General features: G+C 64.2%; 23 protein-coding genes and 1 other RNA gene. 12 read left to right on the top strand and 12 right to left on the bottom strand.

The window, feature by feature from the left end; translation table 11 throughout:
- Positions 1-272: 272 nt before the first annotated feature.
- Positions 273-1,148: an MBL fold metallo-hydrolase gene (locus ACOCMM_RS07325; RefSeq protein ID WP_419552524.1), complete on the bottom strand. Its 876-nt coding sequence runs from the start codon at positions 1,146-1,148 to the stop codon at positions 273-275.
- Between the two features lie 141 nt (positions 1,149-1,289).
- Between ACOCMM_RS07325 and ACOCMM_RS07320 the strand changes: the two genes are divergently transcribed.
- Positions 1,290-1,790 (top strand): PGPGW domain-containing protein, encoded by a 501-nt coding sequence (locus ACOCMM_RS07320; RefSeq protein WP_419552523.1) that lies wholly within the window; start codon positions 1,290-1,292, stop codon positions 1,788-1,790.
- Positions 1,791-1,823: 33 nt separating this feature from the next.
- Here the strand turns inward: ACOCMM_RS07320 and ACOCMM_RS07315 are convergent, their stop codons facing one another.
- Positions 1,824-3,473 (bottom strand): fumarate hydratase, encoded by a 1,650-nt coding sequence (locus ACOCMM_RS07315; protein WP_419552522.1) that lies wholly within the window; start codon positions 3,471-3,473, stop codon positions 1,824-1,826.
- A gap of 62 nt (positions 3,474-3,535) precedes the next feature.
- Here ACOCMM_RS07315 and ACOCMM_RS07310 point away from each other — a divergent pair, with 62 nt between their 5' ends.
- The 3 genes from ACOCMM_RS07310 (at position 3,536) to ACOCMM_RS07300 (ending at position 6,193) form a co-directional block, all read left to right on the top strand.
- The gene (locus ACOCMM_RS07310; RefSeq protein ID WP_419552521.1) at positions 3,536-3,925 is read left to right on the top strand and encodes a VOC family protein; all 390 of its coding nucleotides are present in this window, start codon (positions 3,536-3,538) and stop codon (positions 3,923-3,925) included.
- Between the two features lie 83 nt (positions 3,926-4,008).
- Positions 4,009-5,397, top strand: coding sequence for a replication-associated recombination protein A (locus ACOCMM_RS07305; protein ID WP_419552520.1), 1,389 nt, complete (start codon positions 4,009-4,011; stop codon positions 5,395-5,397).
- 22 nt (positions 5,398-5,419) lie between these two features.
- Entirely contained in the window at positions 5,420-6,193 is a 774-nt protein-coding gene (locus ACOCMM_RS07300) for a phytanoyl-CoA dioxygenase family protein (RefSeq protein WP_419552519.1), read from the top strand.
- A gap of 46 nt (positions 6,194-6,239) precedes the next feature.
- Here ACOCMM_RS07300 and ACOCMM_RS07295 read toward each other — a convergent pair whose 3' ends face one another.
- On the bottom strand, positions 6,240-7,289 hold the full coding sequence (locus ACOCMM_RS07295) for an ABC transporter ATP-binding protein (protein ID WP_419552518.1): 1,050 nt from the start codon (positions 7,287-7,289) through the stop codon (positions 6,240-6,242).
- A gap of 143 nt (positions 7,290-7,432) precedes the next feature.
- Here ACOCMM_RS07295 and ACOCMM_RS07290 point away from each other — a divergent pair, with 143 nt between their 5' ends.
- Entirely contained in the window at positions 7,433-8,206 is a 774-nt protein-coding gene (locus ACOCMM_RS07290; RefSeq protein WP_419552517.1) for an SDR family NAD(P)-dependent oxidoreductase, read from the top strand.
- Here ACOCMM_RS07290 and ACOCMM_RS07285 read toward each other — a convergent pair.
- The gene (locus ACOCMM_RS07285; RefSeq protein ID WP_419552516.1) at positions 8,203-9,099 is read right to left on the bottom strand and encodes a 50S ribosomal protein L11 methyltransferase; all 897 of its coding nucleotides are present in this window, start codon (positions 9,097-9,099) and stop codon (positions 8,203-8,205) included. The genes ACOCMM_RS07290 and ACOCMM_RS07285 overlap by 4 nt on opposite strands.
- A 104-nt stretch (positions 9,100-9,203) precedes the next feature.
- Here ACOCMM_RS07285 and ssrA point away from each other — a divergent pair.
- Positions 9,204-9,566: a transfer-messenger RNA gene (gene ssrA, locus ACOCMM_RS07280) on the top strand.
- Positions 9,567-9,634: 68 nt separating this feature from the next.
- On the opposite strand, the gene ACOCMM_RS07275 is transcribed toward ssrA, so the two are convergent.
- Together ACOCMM_RS07275 and ACOCMM_RS07270 are read right to left on the bottom strand one after the other, a co-directional pair.
- Positions 9,635-9,925, bottom strand: coding sequence for a helix-turn-helix domain-containing protein (locus tag ACOCMM_RS07275; protein WP_419552515.1), 291 nt, complete (start codon positions 9,923-9,925; stop codon positions 9,635-9,637).
- Between the two features lie 48 nt (positions 9,926-9,973).
- A complete protein-coding gene (locus ACOCMM_RS07270) occupies positions 9,974-10,150 on the bottom strand; it encodes a hypothetical protein (protein ID WP_419552514.1) in 177 nt (58 codons plus the stop codon).
- Between the two features lie 109 nt (positions 10,151-10,259).
- Here ACOCMM_RS07270 and ACOCMM_RS07265 point away from each other — a divergent pair, with 109 nt between their 5' ends.
- Positions 10,260-10,814: a hypothetical protein gene (locus ACOCMM_RS07265; protein ID WP_419552513.1), complete on the top strand. Its 555-nt coding sequence runs from the start codon at positions 10,260-10,262 to the stop codon at positions 10,812-10,814.
- An 81-nt stretch (positions 10,815-10,895) separates the two neighbouring features.
- On the opposite strand, the gene ACOCMM_RS07260 is transcribed toward ACOCMM_RS07265, so the two are convergent.
- A complete protein-coding gene (locus tag ACOCMM_RS07260) occupies positions 10,896-12,002 on the bottom strand; it encodes a hypothetical protein (protein ID WP_419552512.1) in 1,107 nt (368 codons plus the stop codon).
- A gap of 2 nt (positions 12,003-12,004) precedes the next feature.
- Positions 12,005-12,934: a DNA-methyltransferase gene (locus ACOCMM_RS07255; RefSeq protein ID WP_419552511.1), complete on the bottom strand. Its 930-nt coding sequence runs from the start codon at positions 12,932-12,934 to the stop codon at positions 12,005-12,007.
- Between the two features lie 198 nt (positions 12,935-13,132).
- On the opposite strand from ACOCMM_RS07255, the gene ACOCMM_RS07250 reads away from it, so the two are divergent.
- Positions 13,133-13,558, top strand: a complete 426-nt coding sequence (locus ACOCMM_RS07250) for a PPOX class F420-dependent oxidoreductase (protein WP_419552510.1) — start codon at positions 13,133-13,135, stop codon at positions 13,556-13,558.
- A 151-nt stretch (positions 13,559-13,709) separates the two neighbouring features.
- On the opposite strand, the gene ACOCMM_RS07245 is transcribed toward ACOCMM_RS07250, so the two are convergent.
- The 4 genes from ACOCMM_RS07245 to ACOCMM_RS07230 form a co-directional block, all read right to left on the bottom strand.
- Positions 13,710-15,434, bottom strand: a complete 1,725-nt coding sequence (locus tag ACOCMM_RS07245) for an ATP-binding protein (protein ID WP_419552509.1) — start codon at positions 15,432-15,434, stop codon at positions 13,710-13,712.
- A gap of 671 nt (positions 15,435-16,105) precedes the next feature.
- Entirely contained in the window at positions 16,106-16,930 is an 825-nt protein-coding gene (locus ACOCMM_RS07240; protein WP_419552508.1) for a hypothetical protein, read from the bottom strand.
- 48 nt (positions 16,931-16,978) lie between these two features.
- Positions 16,979-17,191 (bottom strand): hypothetical protein, encoded by a 213-nt coding sequence (locus ACOCMM_RS07235; protein WP_419552507.1) that lies wholly within the window; start codon positions 17,189-17,191, stop codon positions 16,979-16,981.
- Between the two features lie 143 nt (positions 17,192-17,334).
- Positions 17,335-17,571, bottom strand: coding sequence for a hypothetical protein (locus ACOCMM_RS07230; protein ID WP_419552506.1), 237 nt, complete (start codon positions 17,569-17,571; stop codon positions 17,335-17,337).
- Positions 17,572-18,046: 475 nt separating this feature from the next.
- Between ACOCMM_RS07230 and ACOCMM_RS07225 the strand changes: the two genes are divergently transcribed.
- The 4 genes from ACOCMM_RS07225 (at position 18,047) to ACOCMM_RS07210 (ending at position 23,443) form a co-directional block, all read left to right on the top strand.
- A complete protein-coding gene (locus ACOCMM_RS07225) occupies positions 18,047-18,991 on the top strand; it encodes an ABC transporter permease (protein WP_419552505.1) in 945 nt (314 codons plus the stop codon).
- A gap of 212 nt (positions 18,992-19,203) precedes the next feature.
- The gene (locus ACOCMM_RS07220; RefSeq protein WP_419552504.1) at positions 19,204-19,965 is read left to right on the top strand and encodes an ABC transporter permease; all 762 of its coding nucleotides are present in this window, start codon (positions 19,204-19,206) and stop codon (positions 19,963-19,965) included.
- Positions 19,962-22,058, top strand: a complete 2,097-nt coding sequence (locus tag ACOCMM_RS07215) for a dipeptide ABC transporter ATP-binding protein (RefSeq protein ID WP_419552503.1) — start codon at positions 19,962-19,964, stop codon at positions 22,056-22,058. The genes ACOCMM_RS07220 and ACOCMM_RS07215 overlap by 4 nt, the downstream gene beginning before the upstream one ends.
- On the top strand, positions 22,055-23,443 hold the full coding sequence (locus tag ACOCMM_RS07210) for a transaminase (RefSeq protein ID WP_419552502.1): 1,389 nt from the start codon (positions 22,055-22,057) through the stop codon (positions 23,441-23,443). Before ACOCMM_RS07215 ends, ACOCMM_RS07210 begins: the two co-directional genes overlap by 4 nt.
- The last annotated feature ends 169 nt before the right edge of the window (positions 23,444-23,612 follow it).

Raw genomic sequence — 23,612 nt, 5'->3', positions numbered from 1 at the left:
GACTGATCTGGCTGATGAGGCGGCCGCTTGGGTGCGCGAGGCCACGGCGGACCTGTTCGCGATCGACGATGGCTGGCTGGTCGGCTATTCCGACGAGTTCACGCTGCGGCTGGGAGAGCGCGGCTGGATAAGGATGTGCTGGCCGACCTCGGCCGGGGGCGACGGGCTACCGCATCGGGCGCGACATGGTGCTGCGCAACGTCATCGGCGAGCGCATTCTGCGACTGCCCCGCGAGCCCCGTGTGCCCCGCGGCTAGGGGGCGGTGACCCCTCTAGGGGGCGAAGCGCCAGGTGCTGGGCTCGTCGGTTGCCTCGATGTGGCCGGCGGTGCGGCCGGCGAAGTGGGTGCCGATGACGAGCCGGCCATCCGACCAGCGGGGGAAGGCGTCGAGCCGGGTGGCGGTCGAGGTGCCATCGGTGGAGTAGTCGGCGCTGGAGGCCAGGTCGGGATGGGCGAACTGGAGCGGGTGGTGGATCATGTCGCCCGTAATGACCGCCCGCTCCCCTGCCGACTGGACGATCACGCTGGCGTGGCCCGGGGTGTGGCCAGGCGTCGATTCCAACCAGATCTCGTCGTTGATGCGATGGTCGGGAGCGACAAGTTCTGCGAGCCCGGCGTCCATGACCGGCTGCACCGAGTCCTCGAAGACCGGGCCGTAGTCCTGCGGTTCCATGCGCCAGTAGTCATATTCGGCCTGCACGAACAGGTATCGAGCGTTGCCGAACGTCGGTACCCATGCGCCGTCGACAAGCCGGGTGTTCCAGCCGACGTGATCGACGTGCAGATGGGTGCAGACGACGACATCGATCGTCTCTGGGGCGAAGCCGGCTGCATCGAGGTCTTGGAGAAACGGGGTGGAGAGCTTCTCGAACGGCGGCGCACCGGGGCGTGACTTGTCGTTGCCGACGCATGTGTCGACGATGATGCGCATACCCGCCGATTCGATGACCAGCGAGTGCATGGACAGACGCATGCGGCCGTCGTCGGTCACGAAGTCGGGGCGGAGCCAGTCGTAGTCGTCGATGAGGTCCTCAGCACCGGGCAGCAGGATGCCGAAAGGCCAATGCACCTCGAGCTCGGCGATACGGGTAATGCGGGCATCGCCCACGGTCCAGCTGATGGGGGTCGACTTGTCGACAGTGGGCATCGTCGGCTCTCCTCGTGGGGTCTGAGCGCGGTTTCGCGGCCGGGCGCGCCACACTATTGCGACGCAATGCCCTGCCGCCGGGGACAAGCCAGTAATCGGACAACCATTTCAACTGTCGGTAAGGGCCGGCTCGATCTGAACATGGACGACACTCAGACCCAACGATCGGATGCCGGAACACCGGAAGCCGAGACCGTGAACAACGATGCCTCACCCTCCGGCGCCGCCGGGCAGGGTTCCGAACGTGGCGAACGCTTTCGTGACGCCGCGATCGAAGCCGAACTGGCCACCGGCGAGCGTGAGCCGACCCGGCAGAAGGCCTGGCGAAACTCGGTCATCCGCCTGGCCCGGATTGGACTCGGACTTGGCGTGGTGGTGCTCGGCATCATCCTGATGCCGCTGCCTGGACCGGGAATGCTGGTGGTCGCCGTGGGTCTGGCGATCCTGGCCCGTGACGTGGCCTGGGCGGATCGCCTGTTGCGCAAGGTGCGCGAGCGGTTGCCGTCGGACGCCGAGGGCAAGCTGCCTCGCTCGACCGTCATCACGATGATCCTGCTGGCATTGGCGGGCATTGCCCTGTCGATCTGGCTGACCGTGGGCGACATCAACCCGATCGAGGTGGCGCTGTTCTGGCGCGACTGAGTCTGAGCGGCCGGGCAGGTAGTGCCGGTCGACTCAGTGAATATGCACTGGGGTGGAGACCTCGCTGAAGAAGTCGTTGCCCTTGTCGTCGACCACGATGAACGCGGGGAAGTCCTCCACCTCGATCTGCCAGACGGCTTCCATGCCCAGCTCGGGGTATTCGAGGACCTCGACCTTGCGGATCGAGTCCTTGGCAAGCCGAGCGGCTGGGCCGCCGATGGAGCCGAGGTGGAAGCCGCCGTAGCGGGCGCAGGCTTCAGTGACCTGGCGGGACCGGTTGCCTTTGGCGAGCATGATGAGGCTGCCGCCGGCGGCCTGGAACTGATCGACGTAGGAGTCCATGCGGCCGGCGGTGGTGGGACCGAACGAGCCTGAGGCGTAGCCCTCGGGGGTCTTGGCAGGTCCGGCGTAGTACACAGGACGCTCGCGCAGGTAGTCGGGCAGTCCGTCGCCGGCGTCGAGACGCTCCTTCAGCTTCGCGTGGGCGATGTCGCGGGCAACCACCAGCGTGCCGGTCAGCGACAGCCGGGTCTTGACGGGATGCTGGCTGAGCTGGTTGCGAATGGCATCCATCGGCTGGTTCAGGTCGATGGGAACAACGGCGCTCGACAGTTCCCGCTCTTCGGTGACGGGCAGGAAGCGGGCCGGGTCGGTCTCGAGCTGTTCGAGGAAGATGCCGTCCGCGGTGATCCGCCCGAGCGCTTGACGGTCGGCGGAGCACGACACTGCGATCGCCACGGGGCAGCTGGCGCCATGGCGGGGCAGGCGCACCACCCGCACGTCGTGGCAGAAGTACTTGCCGCCGAACTGCGCCCCGATGCCGAACTCGCGGGTGAGCTCCAGGATGCGCTGCTCCCATTCGAGGTCGCGGAAGCCGTGCCCGGCCTCGCTGCCCGCCGTGGGCAGGGTGTCGAGGTACTTGGCCGAGGCGTACTTGGCGACCTTGACGGCGAACTCCGCCGACGTGCCGCCGATGACGACTGCAAGGTGGTACGGCGGGCAGGCGGCGGTGCCCAGCGTGCGCAGGTTGGTGTCGAGGAAGCGGGTGAGGCTCTCAGGATTGAGCAGCGCCTTGGTCTCCTGGAACAGGAAGCTCTTGTTGGCCGAGCCTCCCCCCTTGGCCATGAACACCAGCTCGTACTCGTCTCCCGGCGAGGCGTAGATCTCGATCTGGGCGGGCAGATTGTTGCCGGTGTTGAGCTCGGTGAACATGTCGAGCGGGGCGAGCTGCGAGTAACGCAGGTTTGATGTCAGGTAGGTGTCAGCCACTCCTTGGGAGATGGCCTCGGCGTCGTCGAAGTCAGGGTCGTCGTCGGTTCCGGTGAGCACACGTTCGCCCTTGTGGCCCCAGATGATCGCCGTGCCGGTGTCCTGGCAGCTGGGCAGCACTCCCCCGGCGGCGATGTTGGCGTTCTTGAGCAGTTCGAGGGCGACGAAGCGGTCGTTGGGCGACGCTTCAGGATCGTCGAGGATCGCAGCGAACGCTGCCAGATGGTCGGTGCGAAACAGGTGAGCGATGTCGCGCATGGCCTCGGCAGTGAGCAGCCGCAGCGCCTCGGGTTCGACCTGCAGGAAACGGCGACCTGCAACCGTGATGGTCGAGACGTGATCCGACGTGAGGTGCCGGTACGTCACATCAGCGGGACCCGTGGGAAGCAGTTCCACGTGGGCGTACGTGCTCATCACTTCATGCTAGGGAGGCGGCACGTTGGCGAGCCGCACGCGCGTACCGCGAGAATGTGGCTGTGGCAAGCGTCGAGTCGATTAATGCGATCACCTTACGGACCCCCGACATGTCGGCATCGGTCCGGTTCTATCTGGCCTTGGGTTTCCGGCTCAGCTACGGCGGCGACGATGCCCCATTCAGCACCTTGCGCAGCGGCGCGTGCTTTGTGAACCTGATCGCCGTGGACAGCCCGGCCGAAGCCGAGACCGGCTGGGGCCGGGCGATCTTCCACGTGGACGACGTAGATGAGCTCTACCAGCAAGCGCTCGACGCAGGCCTGGAACCGCACGCCCCGCCGCGCGATGCGCCCTGGGGCGAGCGCATGTTCCCGATCTTCGATCCCGCCGGCCACGACCTGAGCTTCGCCAAGCGCATCCGCTCCTACGAGGTCGACCACCCGGAACTCTGATCACGAAGTCTGGAGACAATTCGCAGACGCTGCGCACCTGCCGGATGTGCCGGCGCACGGGAGCCGCGGCGTACCGTCAGGGCGTGAGCGAGGGGCTGTTCGAGGCTGCGGGAAGGGAGCGCCTGACCCGCCAAGCCCCGCTCGCTGCCCGGCTGCGACCCGCAACGCTCGACGAGATCGTGGGTCAGGACCACCTGCTCGCTCCTGGCCGGCCGCTGCGGGAGCTGATCGAGGCCGATCGCCTGTCGTCGGTAATCCTGTGGGGACCTCCCGGCACCGGCAAGACCACGCTGGCACGCGTGGTCGCCTCCAGCACTGCCAAAGAGTTCTGCGAGCTGTCGGCCGTCAGCGCCACCGTCAAGGACGTCCGCGAGATCATTGCCGAGGCCCGGCTGCGAATCGGGGAACTCGGCAGGGGCACGATCCTTTTCTTGGACGAAGTGCACCGGTTCAACAAGGCCCAGCAGGATGCGCTGCTGCCTGCGGTCGAGGACGGCCTGATCGTGCTGATCGGCGCCACTACCGAGAACCCCCACTTCGAGGTAAACCCACCGCTGCTGTCACGCTCGACGCTGTTCCGCCTGGTGCCGCTCGACGACGCTGCGCTGCGCACGCTGATCGACCGGGCCCTGGCGGCCGAGGGCGCGACCGCCGACGATGACGCCGTCGACCACATCACGGCCCGCAGCGGCGGCGACGGCCGACACGCCCTCACGAGCACCGAGGTTGCTGTGGCACTCGCCACCCGACGTCAAGCAGCCGTGGCCTCCGGCTCCGCCGACACGCCTCGAGCCGACACGTCTGCAGCCGATACGTCACACGACACGTCACGCCTGCGCGTGACCCTGGGTGACGCAGAGCACGCAGTCGACGCCAAGGCCGTCCGCTATGGCGCCGATGGCCACTACGACACCATCAGCGCATTCATCAAGTCGCTGCGCGGCTCGGATCCCGACGCAGGCCTGTACTGGCTGGCCCGCATGCTCGATGCCGGCGAGGATCCCCGGTTCATCGCCCGCCGCATGGTGATCCTGGCGTCGGAGGACATCGGCATGGCCGACAGCACGGCCCTGCTGGTGGCCGAAGCCGCTGCCCGAGCTGTCGAGTACGTCGGACTGCCCGAAGCGCAGCTGAACCTGGCACACGCTGTCGTGCGTCTGGCCACGGCGCCAAAGTCGAACCGGGTCACGGTCGCCCTCAGCCGGGCGGTGGCCGACGCAAGATCTGCCGGAGCGGGCGAGGTGCCCATCCACCTGCGCGACGCCCACTATCAGGGCGCCGCAACGCTCGGCCACGGTGACGGCTACCAGTACCCCCACGACGATCCGAGCGGCTGGGTGCCCCAGCAGTACCGGCCCGACGAAGTTGCCTCCAACGTCTACTGGGAACCCTCTGAACACGGCCGCGAACGCGAGCTTCGCCGGCCGGAGTCAAAGGATTCAGAACCCGGCACACCGGACCAACCCCGGTAGGAGGCCCACGGGCCGTGGTTGAATGACTCAGACGGCGGGGGCACGACGACATGCCCCCGACGGAGCGCCTGAGTGGGTGGTGCAGGTCATCAGCGGCTCGCTGCAATTCTCCGAAGCGTGCTTGCGGGTGTACGCGCACCCTGGCCTGCTCGGCGTCGCGCAGGCGCTGAACGGAACCGACTTCACGCCGTTCAACGAGGTCGTGTGGATCAAGCAGCCTGGCCTCGGCGGCTCGGTGGCGTGGCACCAGGACGGCTGGACCCATTGGGACCATCCCGAGCTTGACGAGGGCACGCACGGCTTCAACTTCATGGCCCAGCTGTACGGCTGCGATGCCACGAACGGCCTGTGGGTGGTGCCGGGCTCGCATCGCATGGGCAAGGTGGATATCAAGGCCATGTGCCTGGCCGCCGGCTCGGATCGGCTCGGTGACGCGGTCCCGATGGTGTGCGACCCAGGCGACGTCGCGATCACCAGCCGTCAAGCCATCCACGGCTCGTTCGCGAACACCTCCGAACGGCCGCGGGTCACCGTCAACTTCGGCTTCCACCGTCGCCGCTCGGTGCACGGGGTGCGCAGCGGCGGCGTCCACAACCCGATCTCGCTCTACGACGACGCGTACATCGCCGAGCGGTCCCGGGTGATCGGCTGGGCGATCGACGCCCGAGCCGAGCGCTTCGGGAACGAGACGCCGTTCGTCTATGCGCCCAACGTGGGCCGCGAGCACGAATTCGTCTGGGACGACGCCGCTCGTGAGGCCATCAAGGACTACAACCTGAAGGATCTCGGCATCTAGCCCCTCGCCGGAACCGGCCGCAGCGGTCTGTTGCAGCGAGCCGGTCTCAGCCCTCGAGCGGGATGACCGCGCTGGGTCCGATGCTCAGCGTCACGTTGGTACCGACGCCCGGACCATGGGGCGTGATGGCGTCCAGCGTGGTCGTCGTCCCGCCCACCTCCGCTTCGAGCCGCAGCTCATAGCGATCACCCCGGAACCGGCGCCGGGCCACTGCGGCCCGCAGCTGCACAGCTCGACCGTCGCTGGTGTCGGACCTGCTGTCATCGGCAGCGGCAACCTCGATGCGATCGGCACGTAGGACGAAGGCCTGGCCTCGACCGGCAGCGTCGGCTAGCACCGGCGGAACTTCGTCGTCGAACACATTGGTGTGGCCGAGGAACCGGGCAACCGGCGCCGTGCGAGGATCGGTCCACACCTCTTCGGGAGTGCCGATACGCATCAGCCGCCCGGTCGCCATCACGGCGATGCGGTCCGCTAGGGCAAATGCCTCGTGATGGTCGTGGGTGACGTGCACGGCGGTGACGCCCACCTGGTCGAGCACCGGCCGCAGCTCATTGATGAGCCGCTCACGCAGCAACCGGTCCAACGAGCCGAATGGCTCGTCGAGCAGCAGCACCCTCGGTTCGGGGGCGAGCGCCCGCGCCAGCGAGACTCGCTGTGCCTCTCCGCCAGACAACGTCGCCACGTCGCGGCCTTCGAAACCCGTCAATCCGACCAGTTCGAGCACCTCGGCGACCCGCTGGCGCCGTTCAACAAGGGGCACCTTGGCCATGCGCAGCCCGAACGCCACGTTGCCCTCGACGTCGTAGTGCGGGAACAGCACCTCGTCTTGAAACATGAGGCCGATGCCGCGCTGGTCGGGGCGCCGGCCGGTGAGGTCCCGGCCGTCGAGCTCGATCCGCCCGGCATCGAGCGGCTGCAGTCCCGCCGCAGCGCGCAGCAGCGTGGTCTTTCCGCAGCCCGACGGGCCGAGCAGGACCACCATCTCGCCGTCCCCGACTGCGAGGTCCACCCCGTCGAGCGCCGTCGTCGAGTCGAAGTGAACGTGGGCGCCGGTGATGCGCAGCGTCCCGCCGCCGGTTCCCGTCGTGGCCACGACCCTGACGCTACGCACTCCGCAGGTGTCGCCGGTCCGGGATTTCTGCAGCTGTCTCGCCGTCCGCGCTGGCTCCGTGAGCGGGCGCAGACGATCCTGACGCAGACTGAGGGCAACGGAGCGTGCCACGAGAGGATCGGGACATGGCGGATCGGCTGAGCGGACGAACGGCGCTGGTAACAGGGGCGAGTCGAGGCATCGGCGAGCACTGCGCCCGGGCGCTGGCAGCCGACGGGGCACGGGTGGCGCTGGCCGCCCGTGCGACCGATGACCTCGAGCGGCTCGGCGCCGAGCTGCCTCACGATCCGGTAGTGATCCGCAGCGACCTGAGCGAAGTTGGCGCCGCAGCGGAGTTGGCTGCTGCAGCGGTCGAGGCGCTCGGCGGGGTCGACATTCTGGTCAACAACGCCGGCCGGGGTGAGTTGCGTGAGCCTGGCGGCGATCAGGCCGTATTGCAGCTCAACTACCTTGCGCCGCTCGAGACCACGCGGGCACTTGCTCGCCAGATGGGCGAGCGTGGACACGGCTCGGTCATTCACATGTCGTCGATTGCTGGCTCGGTCGGCGTGAGCGAGCTGCCCACCTACGGGGCAACAAAGGCCGCCCTGGACTCGCTCACCCGCTCGCAAGCGGCTACCTACGGTCGCTTCGGCATCCGGGTGAACGCTGTGGCGCCAGGCCTCATCATCACCGAGATGTGGGAGGCCGGACGCGAGATCCCCGGCCTTGCCGACGGCCTCGAACGCCACATCGCCCTCGGCCGCTGGGGCGTGCCCGAAGAGATCGCCGACGTGGTCGCGTTCCTCGCCAGCGACGAGGCCCGCTACATCACCGGCCAGACCATCACCGTCGACGGCGGCTACCAAGGCGTCACCGCCTGGTCGAACTACCCCGCCCCCGGCTCGCAGGAGCGTTAAGCCGGGCCGTTTGCAATTCTGCGGCCAGCCAGCGAGACCCAGTCGTCAAGCCGGATCGAGTTGGCGAGCTCGATGCCGTGAGGACGGTACGCCGCGGCGACGGTTGAGGTTTGCGCTGCGGAGATGCCGCCGAGGGCCAGACGGCCTCCCGGTGCGACACGAGCGGCGATGTCGGGGGCCAGCGCCATCAGCACATCAGCGGTGATGTTGGCGACGACGAGGTCGAAGACGCCCAGGTCGACGTCTCCGGCAGGGGTAACGCTGAAACTGGTCGTCGCCTCCAGCCCATTGCGTCGAGCATTGGCGCTAGCTGCTGCCACGGCCGCTGGCTCGATGTCGATGCCCACCGCTTCGGCAGCACCAAGGCGTGCAGCGACCAGCGCCAGCACCCCGCTGCCGCATCCGACATCCAGAACCCGCTTGCCGTCGGCTGCCTGCCTCGACAGCCATGTGGCCAGCAGCCGGGTGGAGGGATGCGTTCCGGCACCGAACGCCCCACTGGTGTCGATTTCGACAGCTGCCGGCGAGTCGGCTTCCGCCCAAAGAAAGCACACCGCCAACTGCTCTCCCACTGCCACAGACCGGTTCCGGTTGAGCCAGCCGACTGCCTGCGCCTCGTCCGCTGGCCCCAGCACAGCGGCATGGCCATCGGCACGCAGCAACGCCACGACCTCACGGGCGGTCTGATCATCAGCCACTCGAACCCGACTCACCCAGCGGCCTCGGCTCAGCAGCTCGTTCGAGACCGCTAGTGCGACCGCACCCAGCACCGGAGGCAAGCTCGGCGGGAGCGGCGCAGGTCGCCCCAGCGGCACCGAGTCGGCCAGCACCACGCACGCGCCGCCGACACCGACATCGCCGCACCCCGAGTTGCGTCGGGACCCTTCGCTCACACCAGCATTGTCGCCACCAACCAGTGCTCACGCTGCGTACGGCCTGTCACATGCCATCGCTAGGGTGGTGTCTTGCCCAGGGAGAAGGTCTCCCGCTACTACATGGGGGTGATCGGTTTCGACTTTGACGGTTGAAGTGAGAGAAGCGAGCCGTGGTCTCCGGATCCACGTGAAAGAGCCGGAAAACTTACAAACGCCAACGTCGAACGCGACGATCTGGTGCTCGCAGCCTGACATCAGGATGTGAGTTCGGCCCGACTGCCCTAGTCCTGCGGGCGTCGGTGCCATCATCTGCAGGGCTAGCCCGCCACCCGTGCCGACGGGGTGACGGGGACACTCACAGACGGCTAAGGCGACTGCCAGGGTGTCGCTGCCCTCAGTTGCCCGACAACCTCACAGTGACTGCGCTCGGAGAAGACTCACCGAAACGTTGAAGGACGCGGGTTCGATTCCCGCCACCTCCACCCCGTGATGCTTCGTTTCATCGGTGCGGCGCACGCTGCCAATGCAGCAGAGGCCGTAGGCCGCGAACGGGTCAAGCTGGGGCGCGCGCTACGAGGCGCAGGTCGGCTTCAAGTGCGTCTGCGATCCGCTGCAGAGTGCGTGCCGTCGGACTGGTCGAGCCGCGCTCGATCCGGCTGATGTCCGCTTGGCTCATGTTGCAGCGTCGAGCCAGCTGGGCTTGGGTCAGACCGTGCTTCTCGCGCAGGTCCATGACTTGAAGCGCAATCTTGTATGCCTGCGCGAAGATCTCGCCTTGCGCCACGGCATCTGAACCAAGGCGTGCTCGGCGCGATGCAACCACTTCGTCGTATGTCGGTGGCATCAGCGACCTCCTCCTCGCGAACCAGTATAGGAAATTCGCCATATAATGTCAATCACGACGTCGCCGTTCTCGGCGTTGGCGCTCCTTGAACTGCGTCAGCAGCTTCCGCGCGTTGTTGATCTCGCGTTGCTGACGCTTCGCCTTCGGGAATCGGCCCTTGTCGAAGCCACCCAGCAGCAAGACGATCTTCTCACCGTGGAAGTGAATGAAGACTCGCAACAGCACGGGTTGCTTCTTCGCACACGCACAAACCGAACTGCCCCTCAAGCGTGTCTGGTCCCTGGTCGAAGACTGACAGCCGCCGAGCAGGTCCGTGCGATTACGGTCGCCGGCTATGTCACCGGACCGATTGAGCCTCGATGCGTTCCGCCGCTGGGCGCTCGGCGACCTCGTCGACAATCGCAACCGCGGGCTGTTCGCGGAATGGCTCGTCGGCATGGCTCTGGGCGTGATCGACGAGACAATGTCCCGCCAAGAATGGGAGGCCTACGACCTGCAGTACCGGAACAAGAAGATCGAAGTCAAGGCGGCGGGTCGTAGCCAGAGCTGGAACCCCAACCATTCAGCACGAATCAGCTTCGGCATCGCGCAGAAGAAGATGTCATGGTCGGCCGCCACCGACACCTTCACACATCACGACCAGCCCCAACGCTTCGCCGACGTGTACGTGTTCTGTATGCACGGGCCTGTACCCGCGGACAACGCGAAGGTCGCCGATCCCGCCTACTGGCAGTTCTGGGTTGTTGCAACCAAGGTTCTCGACCAGGAACTGGGCTCGCAGAAATCTCTCGGCATCAACCGTCTCAACCAACTCGCCACGCCCGTGCCGTGGCGTGGCATTCGAGAAGCGGTCGATGCGGGGCTGGGCGAGGCTCACGACCACGAGTGAGCAGATCCGTCGGCGATTCTGCCTCTTTCTGGCGTTTTGAGAGCAACAACCGCTAACGCCATAGCGCTGGTCACAATCGCGCTAGTTCGCAATGAGTGCCTGTATCTCGGGCAGCTCAAGAATCTGCTCGATTGTCGACAGCGTGTAGGTGCGGCCTTGCGTCGCCAAGACGACATCGCAGAGCGCAGCCGGGCGTTCGGTCCACCCCTTGCCGTCGATCAACGCGCACGCTCTCAGCCCACGTTCGTTAGCAGCCGTCACCAGCGTTCGGATTCGCGCAGCCTTGTCGCGGGCAGTGCCGCCGTCTTCGGCCACCTTGGATTCGACAACAAGCGTTGGGGAGTCGTCCGGAATGATGAAATCTGGTCCCGGCTTGAGACCGAATCGAGCTGTGGTCTCCGCGGCACCGGTCGCACCGCGCTTGGTTCGGTGGTATGGCACCCCGTGCGCGTCCAGCAAGTCTTGGAGCGGGATCTCCAGGACGGCATCTCCCTTGACTTCGGAATACGCATCTTGCACTTGTCGCCAGACTCCGCCTACGTACCGCTGGAAGAGCAGCGTTGAGTACGGGACGCCACCGGTGTGGTCACGCACGCTCTGCCATCCGCTGAGCGTGTCGCGCTTGTCGAGTTTGGAATGGAAGTACGTCGCTACCCGTGGCGGAACGGGCAGCAGGTCGCGATTCATCATCGCAAGCACCGCGCCCGCGATCGACCCGACGATTCGTTGCCTCGTTGCTGTCGGCCGTTCCGGTGGAGCGCTTCGCTCGAGACTCTTGAGCGATCCGCCGGCCACGTTCGACTCGGCATCGTGAAGACGGATGGCGACCGCCAGCTCGTTGTGCGTCAGCCCAAGGATCATGCGCAGCGGGGCTAATGCCGCTGGGCATTCAAGAAGCGTCGCTCTCAGCGATGTCTCGTCGACCCGCGTGAAGTTGGCGGTGCCCACCGCAAGTGCTGCGTACGCCTCGTCGAAGGCGTCTTCGGCAAACATCGAATCGCCCCTCGGAACGAGATGAAACGAGGGGCTGAGATGCGTGAGATAGCCCTGCGTCAAGAGTTCGCGCGAAGCCTCGGCATCTTCTCCATGTTTCGCCAGCGTCACACCGACGGCTTGCAGGCGCGCTACCGGGCTCGGATCCGAGCCCGCTGCGCGGAGTATCCGTTCTTCGGAATCCGAGAGCGCCATGCTCAGCCCGCGAGCCGCAGCTCGCCCGCTTCAGACTCGCATTGATCGCTCTCGATGCGCTGCGCCGACACCTCGACGTACTCGCGGTGCAGCTCGACCCCGCCGGCGAGACGGCCATGGCGTCGCGCTACGACGACAGTGGTCCCCGAGCCCGCGAATGGATCCACGATGAGGCCCCCACGCGGGCAAACGGCCCGGACGAAGAACGCAGCGAGCCCCTCCGGCATCACTGCCGTGTGCTGGCCCGCAGGACCCCAGTGCTGGTTGTACGTCTGGCTGGCCTCAATGACGTTGCCCGGGTCGGCGCCGCCCTTGTCGTACGTGAATCGTCGGTCGCGACCGAATCCAGCCTCGGTGTTTCGCCGGCCGTTCTGGTCGCGACGACGGCGGGCAATTTCTTGCTCGCTCGCCCGGTACGGCACACGGATGGCGTCGAGGTCGAAGTACGGCTGGCTGCCCTTGGCGAAGTGGTACACGTACTCGAAGCTGTCTTTCGTTCGCGGCCCGAACCGGCCCGGAATAGCGTTGGGCTTCGACCAGATGTAGGTCTCGAGCCAGCGCCAGCCCATCCGCTGAAGCTCGAGCACCAATTCGTAGACGTACGGATGTCGCTGTCCTCTGAGCTCGCCACCCGCAGCGACGCGGTTCTTGATGTTGAGCACGAACGAGCCGGATTCTGCGGTCGCGTTCAGCATCGCTTCAGCGAACGGTACGAACCACTCCACATAGCGATCCGGATGAATCTCGGAGTAGCGCCGTGCATTCGCGTAGGGGGGCGAGGTGAAGAAGAGATCGACGGATCCAGCCGGAAGGCACCCGAGCCAATCGGCAGCATCGCCCCACACGACTCCTTCCTCGACTAGGCGCGCCAATGCAATGTCGGGATCACGGGGGGCAGCTGGAACTGCGCCCGAAGTGTCGTCGCCTGTCACGTGGCCGACAGTAGCGACCCCCAGTGACACCAACAGCGACCTCTGTGACACATGCATGGGCGAGGCACACCGCAAGTGTGGAGAACCCACCTTTCTGGATATGGAGCCTCAATTCTGACAGTCGCAACCAAGGCTGTGATCAGCGAGAATGACTACCGGCGAGCTATCAACCCGTTCCGCGCTGCGAAGGGATCCAGCATGCGCCCAATGAGCACCTCGGAGGCGCTGGAATTCCTGAGTAACGGCTCGCGAACAGGCAAGCTCGCATGGGTCGCAGCCGACGGACGCCCCCATGTCGCGCCTGTCTGGTTCGTCGTGGAAGACGGCGATCTGCTCTTCGCTACCGGCACGCGCAGCGGCAAGGCACTTGCGATGGCGCGCGAACCGCGCGTCTCGCTGGTAGTCGACACCGAAGCGCCGCCATACGCGTTCGCGAAAGTGGACGGGGTCGTGGAAATCTCCGAAGACCGCGAGGAACTGCGGCGTGTATCCACTCTCGCCGGAGCCCGCTACATGGGCGCGGATGAAGCCGAATCGTTCGGCGAGCGGAACTCGGGCCCCGGCGAATGCCTGGTGCGCCTGCGCCCGACCAGCATCATCGGCATTGACGACGTCGCCGACTGAGACTGACCTGCCCGAGGACACAAGATCGACGTCCGACCGGCGGGTTGCAGCCAGAGCTGCGCCCAGGTGCGAGGGCCGACTGCCCGACATCCCATGACGTTGCGTTCACCCAAGGCAATTTGGCCAGCAGTCAGCCCACCGTCATTGCCGGCTAGGACTTCCCCAGTTCAGAAATGCAGGCAAGAAGGCCCTTGACCGCCTCAGCGATGATGTGGTCGGTGTCGGGCGGCGAAGCTTCCAAGTGCTGGTACTCGAACGTGGAATCCAGCGCGGCAATTGGTGAACCGTCGACGGAAACGTGCCGGGTGAGAGCAGTTGAGCCGAAACTCCAGCCAACTACGAGCCGAAGGCGGAAGCTCCCGTGTCCGACTCCCGTGTAGTCATTCAGGGTGTACTCCCAGCGAATGTCGAGCGGCACCTCATCATCCAGCTTGAACCCGAGAGACAAGATGTGCTTCGTCTTGGTGTCCTCCCACTGCGCGGGTTGCAACAGATGGGATCCGCTCACCCCGCCGACTCCCTTTGGGGCCACGCGACAGTTCTGGCTGTGTCGCCGGAACAGACTCTCCCCTAGGTGCGCACAGTACGGCGCTAGTGCATCCAAGGTGGGGCGAATGTGCGTGCGGTAGGCGATGTCCAAGGATTCGATGTCGCTGAGCGCGGGTGGGGGCGACTTCTTGTCGACGACAAATGCGGTCAGTTCCCGTTCCACGTCGAGCCGATCCAGAATGGCGCCAAGGCCCGACAACGGAACAACGGCGCAATCGCTGGAATGCTGACGACTTGAACCGCCATAGACGACAGTCTTGGAGATGACATCTGGCAGGAGCTCGCCCACCCTGTTGAGCGACGTGAAGTAGTTGCTTGACACAGTCGACCCTGACTTGACTTCGATCGCGTGGATTCCCTGACCCAGCTCGCACAGCAGGTCGCACTCCAGACCGTTGGATTCCCGGAAGAACGAGAACCGGGCTTGACGACCGCGGTTGTAGCGATGCTTGAGTGCTTCGATGACGACCACATTCTCGAAAAGGGCGCCTCGCAGCGGATGAGTCTCGACCTGTCTCGCATTTTCGATGCCGATGAGGTAGCTGGCCAACCCGACATCGAAGAAATAGAGCTTGGGCGACTTGATCAGGCGCTTGTTGAGGTTGGCATGGAATGGCGGCAATTGGTAGACGATGTAGCTCGCTTCGAGGATGGTCAGCCATTCCCGTGCGGTCGTGTGAGACACGCCTGCGTCGTTGCCCAGCGAACTCAGGTTGACGAGTTGACCCACTCTTCCGGCGCACAGCCGCACGAAGCGGCGGAAGCTCGAGATATTGCGCACCTCGTTTGAACGGCGGACATCGCGCTCTACGTAGGTCTCGAAGTAATCGCCGAGTGCCTGGCTCGGATCAAGGCCCTGGTCGTGGAGGCGAGGGTAGAACCCGGAGAAGATTGCATCGTCGACGATTTTGCTTGCACCCGCTCGAGCACGTTCAGACAATGAGAACGGCAGCAACCGCAACAAGGCGGTACGTCCCGCGAGCGACTGGCTGACCGCCTGGGAGAGCCGAAACTGCTCGCTTCCGGTGAGGACGTATAAGCCATTCTTCTTGCGCTCGTCGACGTCGACTTGGATGTAGGAGAGGAGTTCGGGGACGTTCTGGATTTCGTCGATGATTGCCCCGTCTCCGCATCGAGAGAGGAAGCCCCGCGGATCACGTTCGGCCTGTTCGCGCTGGTCCGGTGCCTCAAGATTCAAGTACTGCAGATGAGGGAACGCAGCACGGCACAGCGTCGTCTTGCCGGACTGGCGTGGACCGGTCACGGTGACGACCGGGTACTGATGCAGCATCTCACGCAGGCGCGGCGTGATCTCCCGCTCGATCATGCCCGAACCCTACTCATGAAGTATGCAATCTGCAAGTATCAGCTTCAGTTTGCATAGCTGATGGCATGCGCCGGTGACAGAGATGATGGCCACTGAGTTGCCAAGATGTTGTCCAACTACATCGGGCCTCGATCACCCCGCTGCAAGTCCGAGCATTGCACTCAGCGCTGAAGAAGTCCGCTGCCACCTGGTTGAACGCGCCGGGCTCCTCAAGGTTGATCTCATGGCCAGTACGCGGGCAGATCCACAGGCCTGCCCGCGGCAAGACCCTCTTGAGGAAGACGTTCGTCTCGATGACCGGGTCGTCCTCATCGCCGACGGCCAACAGCGAGCCGATCCGCGGCGACCTCCATCCCGTCGTTCATCATCGCCTCGATCGATGGCTGCGGCTGAACCGCCGAACCTGGCCCTCCCACGTGCGGCAGTCGGCGGCGAACTCGTGCAACCAGACGATGGGATACCCAGTGCCTGTTTCTGCCGCGTACAGCTGTACTCCGTCACCTTGTACCAGTGGCATGCCAAGACCTCCGCTTGTTCTCCCAGTCAGGATGCATCAAGCACGGCAACCGCGGCCATGAAGACCTTGCGAGACCTGAGCGACCTCCGGGCCCACCGCTTCAGCAGCGACCCAGTCTGACCGGCGGCTCAGCGGCCTACTCGGCGCGCTGTGTTCAGACTCGAGCTTCGGCTGCGTAGATCTTGTTGTATCGCTCGCGGCAGATGTAGAACTCGTCGACGCTCTGAAAAGCGTTGTGCGCAATCAGTGTGTCCAGATTGCGCCGCACCAGGCGATCAGGTGCAACGCGGGTTGCGAGCACTTGAATCGCCCCGTATCCCACGGGGCCGGTTCCCTCTGCGGTGTCTCGTCCGTGCGTCACGCCAAGCAAGTACTCGATCTCGTCGAGCACGGCGTCAAACAAGGCGTCTTCGGGAGTCCTGGGGATGAACTCGTCAGTTATCGAACGCAGTGTCATCCACAGACGAAGCGAAGCCTGGATCGGAGCTTCGTCCGGCCTCTTGAGCTGGGCGCAGTTGACCAGGTAGGTGACGCGCCCGATCCTGCCGTCTTCCTCGGCTCGCACCGTCCCGATGATCCTCGCGAGAGGGTCGATCCGATCAGCAGCAGCGGCACCGAAAGCGACTGCGTAGATCGCCAGCAGCGTGACGTGGTGCTGCAGATTGATGACCGTGCCATGGGCAGAACTGGTGTACGGAATCCGATTTGCCAGCAAGCGGACCGCATGTGCCCACGCTTTGTCGTGGTCGGCGCAGTCGGAGAAGTACGAACCGGTGACGAGCAGCTTGATCAGACCAGCAGATGCATGCTCGTAGGCCCGCAAGCACTCGTCGTACCCCTCGCAATCAGCGTTTCGAACGGCGTCGATCGTTCGCATCGTCTCGTCGCTGATGGCGTCGTGGAGCTTGATGCGGCTCGCTGGATCGGCGAGAAGGCTCTTGAGTTCGGCAAGAGTGACCGATTTGGGCTGTGATGTCACGCGTCGAACAGTACCGTGCTGCGTCCCGAATCAACCCCCGCCACACACTCAGCCTTCTTCGACCATGGCCTTGAAGAGTCTGAGTTGTTTGCCGTCCGAGAGTCGGACAGCGACGCGAAGCAGGGGCGAGACCAAGCTCCACCACAGCCCCGTGATCTGACAGTTTGCGACGAGGGTGGCTCGAGCCGAACTCTCGCCGAGTTCGTGGACTTCGTATGCGTAATCCGCCGTCACGCCACCCTGGATCGAACGCAGCACCATGGACCGACCAACGTCACATTGGACGATGGTGCTCGAGCGGTCTGCGCCGCGAGCGCGAAATGTCAGCTCGGGCTGCGATGGACAAGTGCCGGAGCGGTCTCGGCGGCGAGATTGCAGCCGCACTGGCGGTCGTCGGCCTCAGGTCACGCCGAGCGCCTGCGCCGGCGGCTCAGTGAGGCGGCAGCGAGACCTGTGCAGAACGGCACGATGAGGATAAAGATCCCGACGGAGAGGATCGAGAGCCATCCCACCACGACCAGCAACGCCGTCGCCACATAGAGAGCGCTCACGCGTCGCTCCGGGAACACGATGGCCGCAGCGAGCGCGCCGAGTCCCCCGACAAGAGACCCAAAGAACACGATCGCCACGAGCGTTGCCATTCGAACCTGACTCAGCGCTCAACGCAGGAAGAACGCAAAGCCAGCGTACGACCCGCACCCATGCGGTTCGAGCCATCCGAACCACCGTCTCGGCGGTCGTCGGTCCCGGTCCGGGTCGGGTGGCGCGGAACTAGGAATTCGCAGTCAAGAACTCGCGCAGACAGGCTGTCAGCGCCTCTGGCTGGTCGATCGGGATCAGTGTTCGACTGTCGTCGATCCACACAAGCTGTGCGTCGCCCCAGTCGTTGCACACCAGCGTCACGTCGCCGCCCGTATCGGAATACCTCAGACCGGCCGCGCTAGAGAAATCAACCGGCAATAGGTCTCCAACTCACCAAAGACCCCGACGTACAACGAACTTCATCAGTTTTAGACGCTGTGCGCACGTCATGCCGCGCACTACGATGCGAATCGCGGTGCCCACAGACAGCTGAACACGATTGGTCCCAAACGCTTCTGAGACGGCGCCTGACACATGGTTCGCTTTCTGACGCTGCGTTTCGCTTTGATCGTGGTCACCCTCTTGGTGGTCTCGGTGGTCATTTTCGCGGTTTCGGAGGCCCTGCCGAGCGATGCCGCGGAAAGATTGATGGGGCAGTACGCCACGGAGCAGAACGTCATGCACCTGCGCGAAGAGCTGGGATTAGATCGCTCCGCCCCTGAGCGATACGGAAAATGGATCTGGGGCGCAGTGCGAGGCGATCTGGGCACCTCCTTGATACAGCGACAGCCAATAACAGGGATTGTGGGTCATCGTCTCTTACCTTCGATATATCTTGCTGTAGCTGCATTGCTGATTGCGGTCCCATCGGCAGTGCTGGTGGGCATATGGGCCGGGGTGCGTCCCAACAGCAAGGGCGACCGCGCAGTGAGCCTGATCGGCATGGTCGGCATTTCGCTGCCCGAGTTCGTGACCGGGCTGTTCCTCACCATCATCGTCGCGCTAAAGCTTGGCTGGCTGCCGACTACCAGCGCCATACCCCGCGGCGAGACTCCGCTGACGAAGCCAGAAATCCTGATCTTGCCAACCCTCACCCTGACCATTGCGCTCTTTGCCTACATCATGCGTATGACGCGAGCCAGCGTGATCGAGACGATGGACAGCCACTATGTGCGGTCGGCGACCCTGAAGGGCCTCTCGAGAAAAAGGGTCATATTCCGGCACGCCGTTCCCAACGCGATGCTGCCCACGATTACTGTCGTCGCAACCACCGTCGGATGGCTCCTGGGGGGCCTCATTATCGTCGAGAACGTCTTTGCTTATCCAGGCTTGGGTCAGCTGTTGTTGAATTCAATCCAGACCCGTGACGGTCCTCTGTTGCAGGCCTGCGCTCTCCTCATTGCAGTGGCGTATACCTTCAGCAACCTCTTTGCAGACATCAGCTATCGGATCCTAGATCCGCGCATACGGTTGACCTGATTGTGATGTGGCAGGACACGAGCGGGCCGCAAACTGAAGTGCCCGGCACCGTTCGGCACGCGCGATCGGCGATCGGTCGGGGGATCCGCACCTTCTTGCGACTTTCTCTCTCCACGACGGCTGGACGCATCGGATTGCCCATCGTCATATTCCATATATTGCTGGCGATTCTTGGCCCAATCGTGGCCCCATATTCGACTTCGGAGTTTCATGTGCCTCCGGACTTTCCCGCAACGCATCGCCTTGCGGGGCCGAGCTGGACGTATCTGTTCGGGAGCGACCATTTCGGGCGCGACGTCTTCAGCCGCGTGCTGTCCGGCGGGGGCTCTCTGATCCTCCTTTCTCTCGCTGGTGCGCTGCTGGGTCTGTTCTGGGGCACGTTGATCGGGATGAGCAGCGGCTACAAGGGCGGCCGCGTGGACCAGGTGGTGATGCGCGTCATGGACGGGATGATGGCCTTCCCGGCGCTGCTGCTGGCCCTGTTGATGCTGACAACCCTGGGTGCTCGAGACGCCCCCTGGCGGTGGCTCGAGGCCTACTGGCAGGGCTCGCTGATCGTCGTCACCATCGGTCTCGTCTTCGCTCCCTCCGCGGCGCGGGTCATGCGAAGTGTCACTCTGCAGGCCAAGAACCTGGAGTTCGTGATGAGCGCCCGTCTGCGGGGCGAGTCGGCGACCTACATCATCTTCAGGGAAATCCTGCCTCATGCAATGCCGGCGCTCGGCGTGGAGTTCGCGGTGCGGCTCAGCTACTCGATCTTGCTGGTGTCCTCCCTGGGGTTCCTGGGTTTGGGAGTCCAACCGCCTTCGCCGGATTGGGGCCTCATGATCGCGGAGGGCAGACAGTTCATCGGCAGCGCGCCATGGATCACGCTGGCGCCGGCAGGCGCGGTCGCCACGTTGGTGGTGGGCGTCAATCTGCTGACTGATGGCATCAAGCACGCCCGCGGGATTCCCCGAGAGGTCGTCGGATGAGCAGCAACGCACTCGGTGGAGCGCCGTTGCTCCAGGTGGAGCAACTGGGCGTCACCTTCCTCACGCCGCGGGGCACCGTCCGGGCCGTGCGGGATGCATCGCTGAACGTGCGACGCGGTGAAGTCTTGGGACTCGCGGGAGAGTCGGGATCCGGCAAGTCGACCACTGCCTTCGCCGCCATGGGCTACCTGCCGGGCACGACACGGGTGAGCGGCCGAATTCTCTTCGAAGGTCAAGAAATCGCGGAAATGGATGCGGCAGAGCTGCGCCGCTTGCGGGGCAACCGCATCGCGATGGTGTATCAAGACCCCGCGACGTCGCTGAATCCGACCATGCGTGTTGGGCCGCAGGTCTCCGAGGTGCTACGCGAACACCTGAACGCGGACGCCCGACAGAGCCGCCGCGCCACCATCGAGCTGTTCGAGAGCGTGCGGCTCGCCGAACCGGAGGCGGTTCTCCGACGGTATCCCCACGAGTTGAGCGGCGGCCAACAGCAGCGCGTGGTGATCGCCATGGCGCTGGCCTGCGAGCCGGATCTGCTGATCCTCGATGAGCCGACGACGGGGCTGGACGTCACCACGCAGGCCACGATCCTGGAGTTGATCGTCGATCTGAAGCACCGCATCAACGCGGGAATCCTGTATGTGACACACGACCTAGGAGTGATCGCAGCCGTCGCAGATCGAGTCGTGGTGATGTACGCCGGCGAGACGGTGGAAGAGGCCTCGGTGCGGGAACTGTTCAGAGATCCCAAGCATCCGTACACGACGGGGCTGCTGCACTGTGTGCCCAAGCCACCGACCGAAGACGGAGCGACCGTCGGGCTCACCCGGATCCCCGGTGCGGTGTTCCCGGCCAGCGAGCCGGCGCCGGACGCTTGCCTCTTCGTATCGCGGTGTCCCATGGCCACCGAGTTGTGCAGTCAGAAGGCTCCGCCGATGGCCGAACCAGTGGTCGGGCACTCGTCACGCTGCTTGTACCCGAATGACATCGCACCGGGAGTGTGGGGCGAGTTGGACACGAGTGTGGAAACTGGGCGCGTCCAGCAAGAACCGGTTCTGGGGGCCAAGGATCTGCGCCGTTTCTACGGAAGCTGGGGCCGCAAGTACTGGATGTTCGGCCCACGGACTCGGCCGCCGGTCCGTGCCGTCACCGATGTGGACTTCACGGTGGGACTGGGACGGACTCTGGGAATCGTGGGTGAGAGCGGCGCTGGCAAGAGCACCATTGCCCGGGTCATCGTCGGACTGGTGCCCCGTGACCAGGGACAGCTACAGCTCAAGGAAGAGGAACTGGCGCCCGAGGTCGACGAGCGGACCGACGCTCAACGGGCGGCCATGCGCATGGTCTTTCAGAACCCGACGGCTTCCCTCAATCCGAGGCTTGCCGTTGGTCACGCCATTGTCCGGGCGCTGCGCAAGTTCTCAGGCTTGAACAAGCAGGAGAGTCAACGCCATGCCGAGGAGCTGTTGCGGGCAGTGGGCTTGGATCCGGCGTACTTGAAGCGGCCTCCGCGGGAGCTCAGCGGGGGGGAACAACAGCGCGTGGCAATCGCTGGGGCCTTTGCCGCCTCACCGGACATCATCGTTGCCGATGAGGCAGTCTCCGCCTTGGACGTGTCCGTCCAGGCGCAGGTGCTCAATCTGCTGCGGTCTCATCAGGAAGAGACCGACACGTCCTACGTGTTCATCACCCACGACTTGGCCGTGCTGCGCTATCTCTCCGACGAGATCTTGGTGCTGTACGCGGGCCACGTGGTCGAGTCAGGACAGGCCCAAAAGGTGCTCGACACGCCGTCCCATCCCTATACCGAGGCACTGTTGTCAGCGGCACCAGTCCCTGATCCCGACGCGCAGCGGACGACGATCCGACTGCCGGGGTTCGTGCCCACGATGCGGGCCGAGTTCCAGGGTTGCGTCTTCGCCAGTCGCTGTCCTCGCAAGATCGGGGACGTTTGCGACGAGACACCACCGCCGGCACAGACGGCAGTCGGTGGAGATCATGTGCTGTATTGCCACATCCCGCTGGAGGAACTAGCCCATCTACAGGCAAACAGTTCTGTAGAACCCACAAAAACAGGAGGAGTCCCATGAACACAATCGACCCTCAGCGACTGAAGCTGTTGATGGAGCGCGAGCAGCAAAGCTATCTAGCTAGCCACCCGAAATCAGTGGCCTTGTATGAGAGAGCAAAGAACTCGCTCTTGGCAGGAGTTCCGTTTTGCTTCATGAACGGTTTTATGGATCCGTCCTTTCCCTTGTTCATAGCGGAGGGCAGGGGAGCCTACGTGACCGATGTCGATGGCAACCGCTACCTCGACCTCCTTGCAGGTGATCTCGGGTCGATATTCGGGCATTCACCGCCGGCCGTTGCTGATGCGATAGCTCAACAAGCGCAGCGGGGCATTATGTTCACACTTCCCTCGGAAGACGCCATCTGGGTCGGCGAGGAATTGACGCGTCGCTACGGTCTGCCGTTATGGCAGATCCATATGTCAGCCAGCGATTCGGTCAGGGCCGCGATCAAGATTTCGCGCGAAGTCACCCAACGACACCTCACGCTCATGTTCAATGGCAGCTACCACGGCACCGTGGAAGAAACGTGTGTCGCGGTCGTGGACGGCAAGATGATTACTCATCCGAAGGCCGTCCACTTCGGCATAGGGATGCTTCCCGAACCCGAATCGAGGACCCGTGTTGTTGATCCTTACGACCTCGATGCTGTGGAGAGAGCATTGTCCCCACGGGACGTTGCCTGCGTCATTACCGAGCCAACGTTCTCTCAGGCTCTTCGTGGCCCCTTTGATCAGGACTTCCACATCGCCCTCCGAGATCTGACGCGTCGCTATGGCACCAAGCTCATCATCGATGAGACGCATGGCATCGGCGCCGCCTGGGGAGGATGCACAGGTCTGTGGAACCTGGAGCCAGACATTTTTGTCGCAGGCAAAGGGATCGCCGGCGGCATGCCTGCCTCAGTCATGGGCCTCAGCCAGGAGGTCGCGGACAGCGTCATGCCGCTGTTCGAGAATTTCTTCGTCGCGGGCATCGGCAGCACCCTGTCGGGCAACGCGCTGGCTGTTGCGGCGCTGCGGGCGAATCTGGAGCATGTCATGACCGAGTCGGCCTACGAGCGGATGATGTCGGCCGGTGAGCGGATGGCCAAGGGCATGCAAGAAGTCGTCACGGCTGCTGACCTCCCGTGGAGAGTCAGCCGCTGGCTCGGCTATGGAGTGCGAGTCGGCTTCTCCTTGGAGAGGCCTCGTACGATGGCGGAGGCTCAGATCCGGGGCGACGAGCAAAGCTACAATATCCGCGGCGATGAACTCATACAATATTTCCATGCTTTTTATGTCAATCGCGGTATTATCATTCTCGCCATGGCACTCTCGGCATTGAACTCGCCAGCGGTCACTGCGGAGGACGTCGACTACTACGTCGGCGTGTTTGGTGAGTGCGTGAATGAATTGATCGGCTAGTTCGCCACTCTCAACAGTGCGTTTGACAACGCCCTCAAGGGGTAGTAGGCATCATCAAAAGTTGTCATCGTCACAATGATGATGGCTATCTATTCATTTTGCCAATATAAGTATGTACCGATGTACGGGGCATATTAGCTATTCATTTTGCCAATATGAGTATGTACCG

The sequence above is a fragment of the Candidatus Poriferisodalis sp. genome (assembly GCF_965198245.1).
In the GTDB taxonomy this organism is placed as follows: Bacteria; Actinomycetota; Acidimicrobiia; order Acidimicrobiales; family Poriferisodalaceae; genus Poriferisodalis.
Note: the sequence above shows the minus strand (reverse complement) of the source record. Positions and strands in the feature narration are given on the sequence as shown.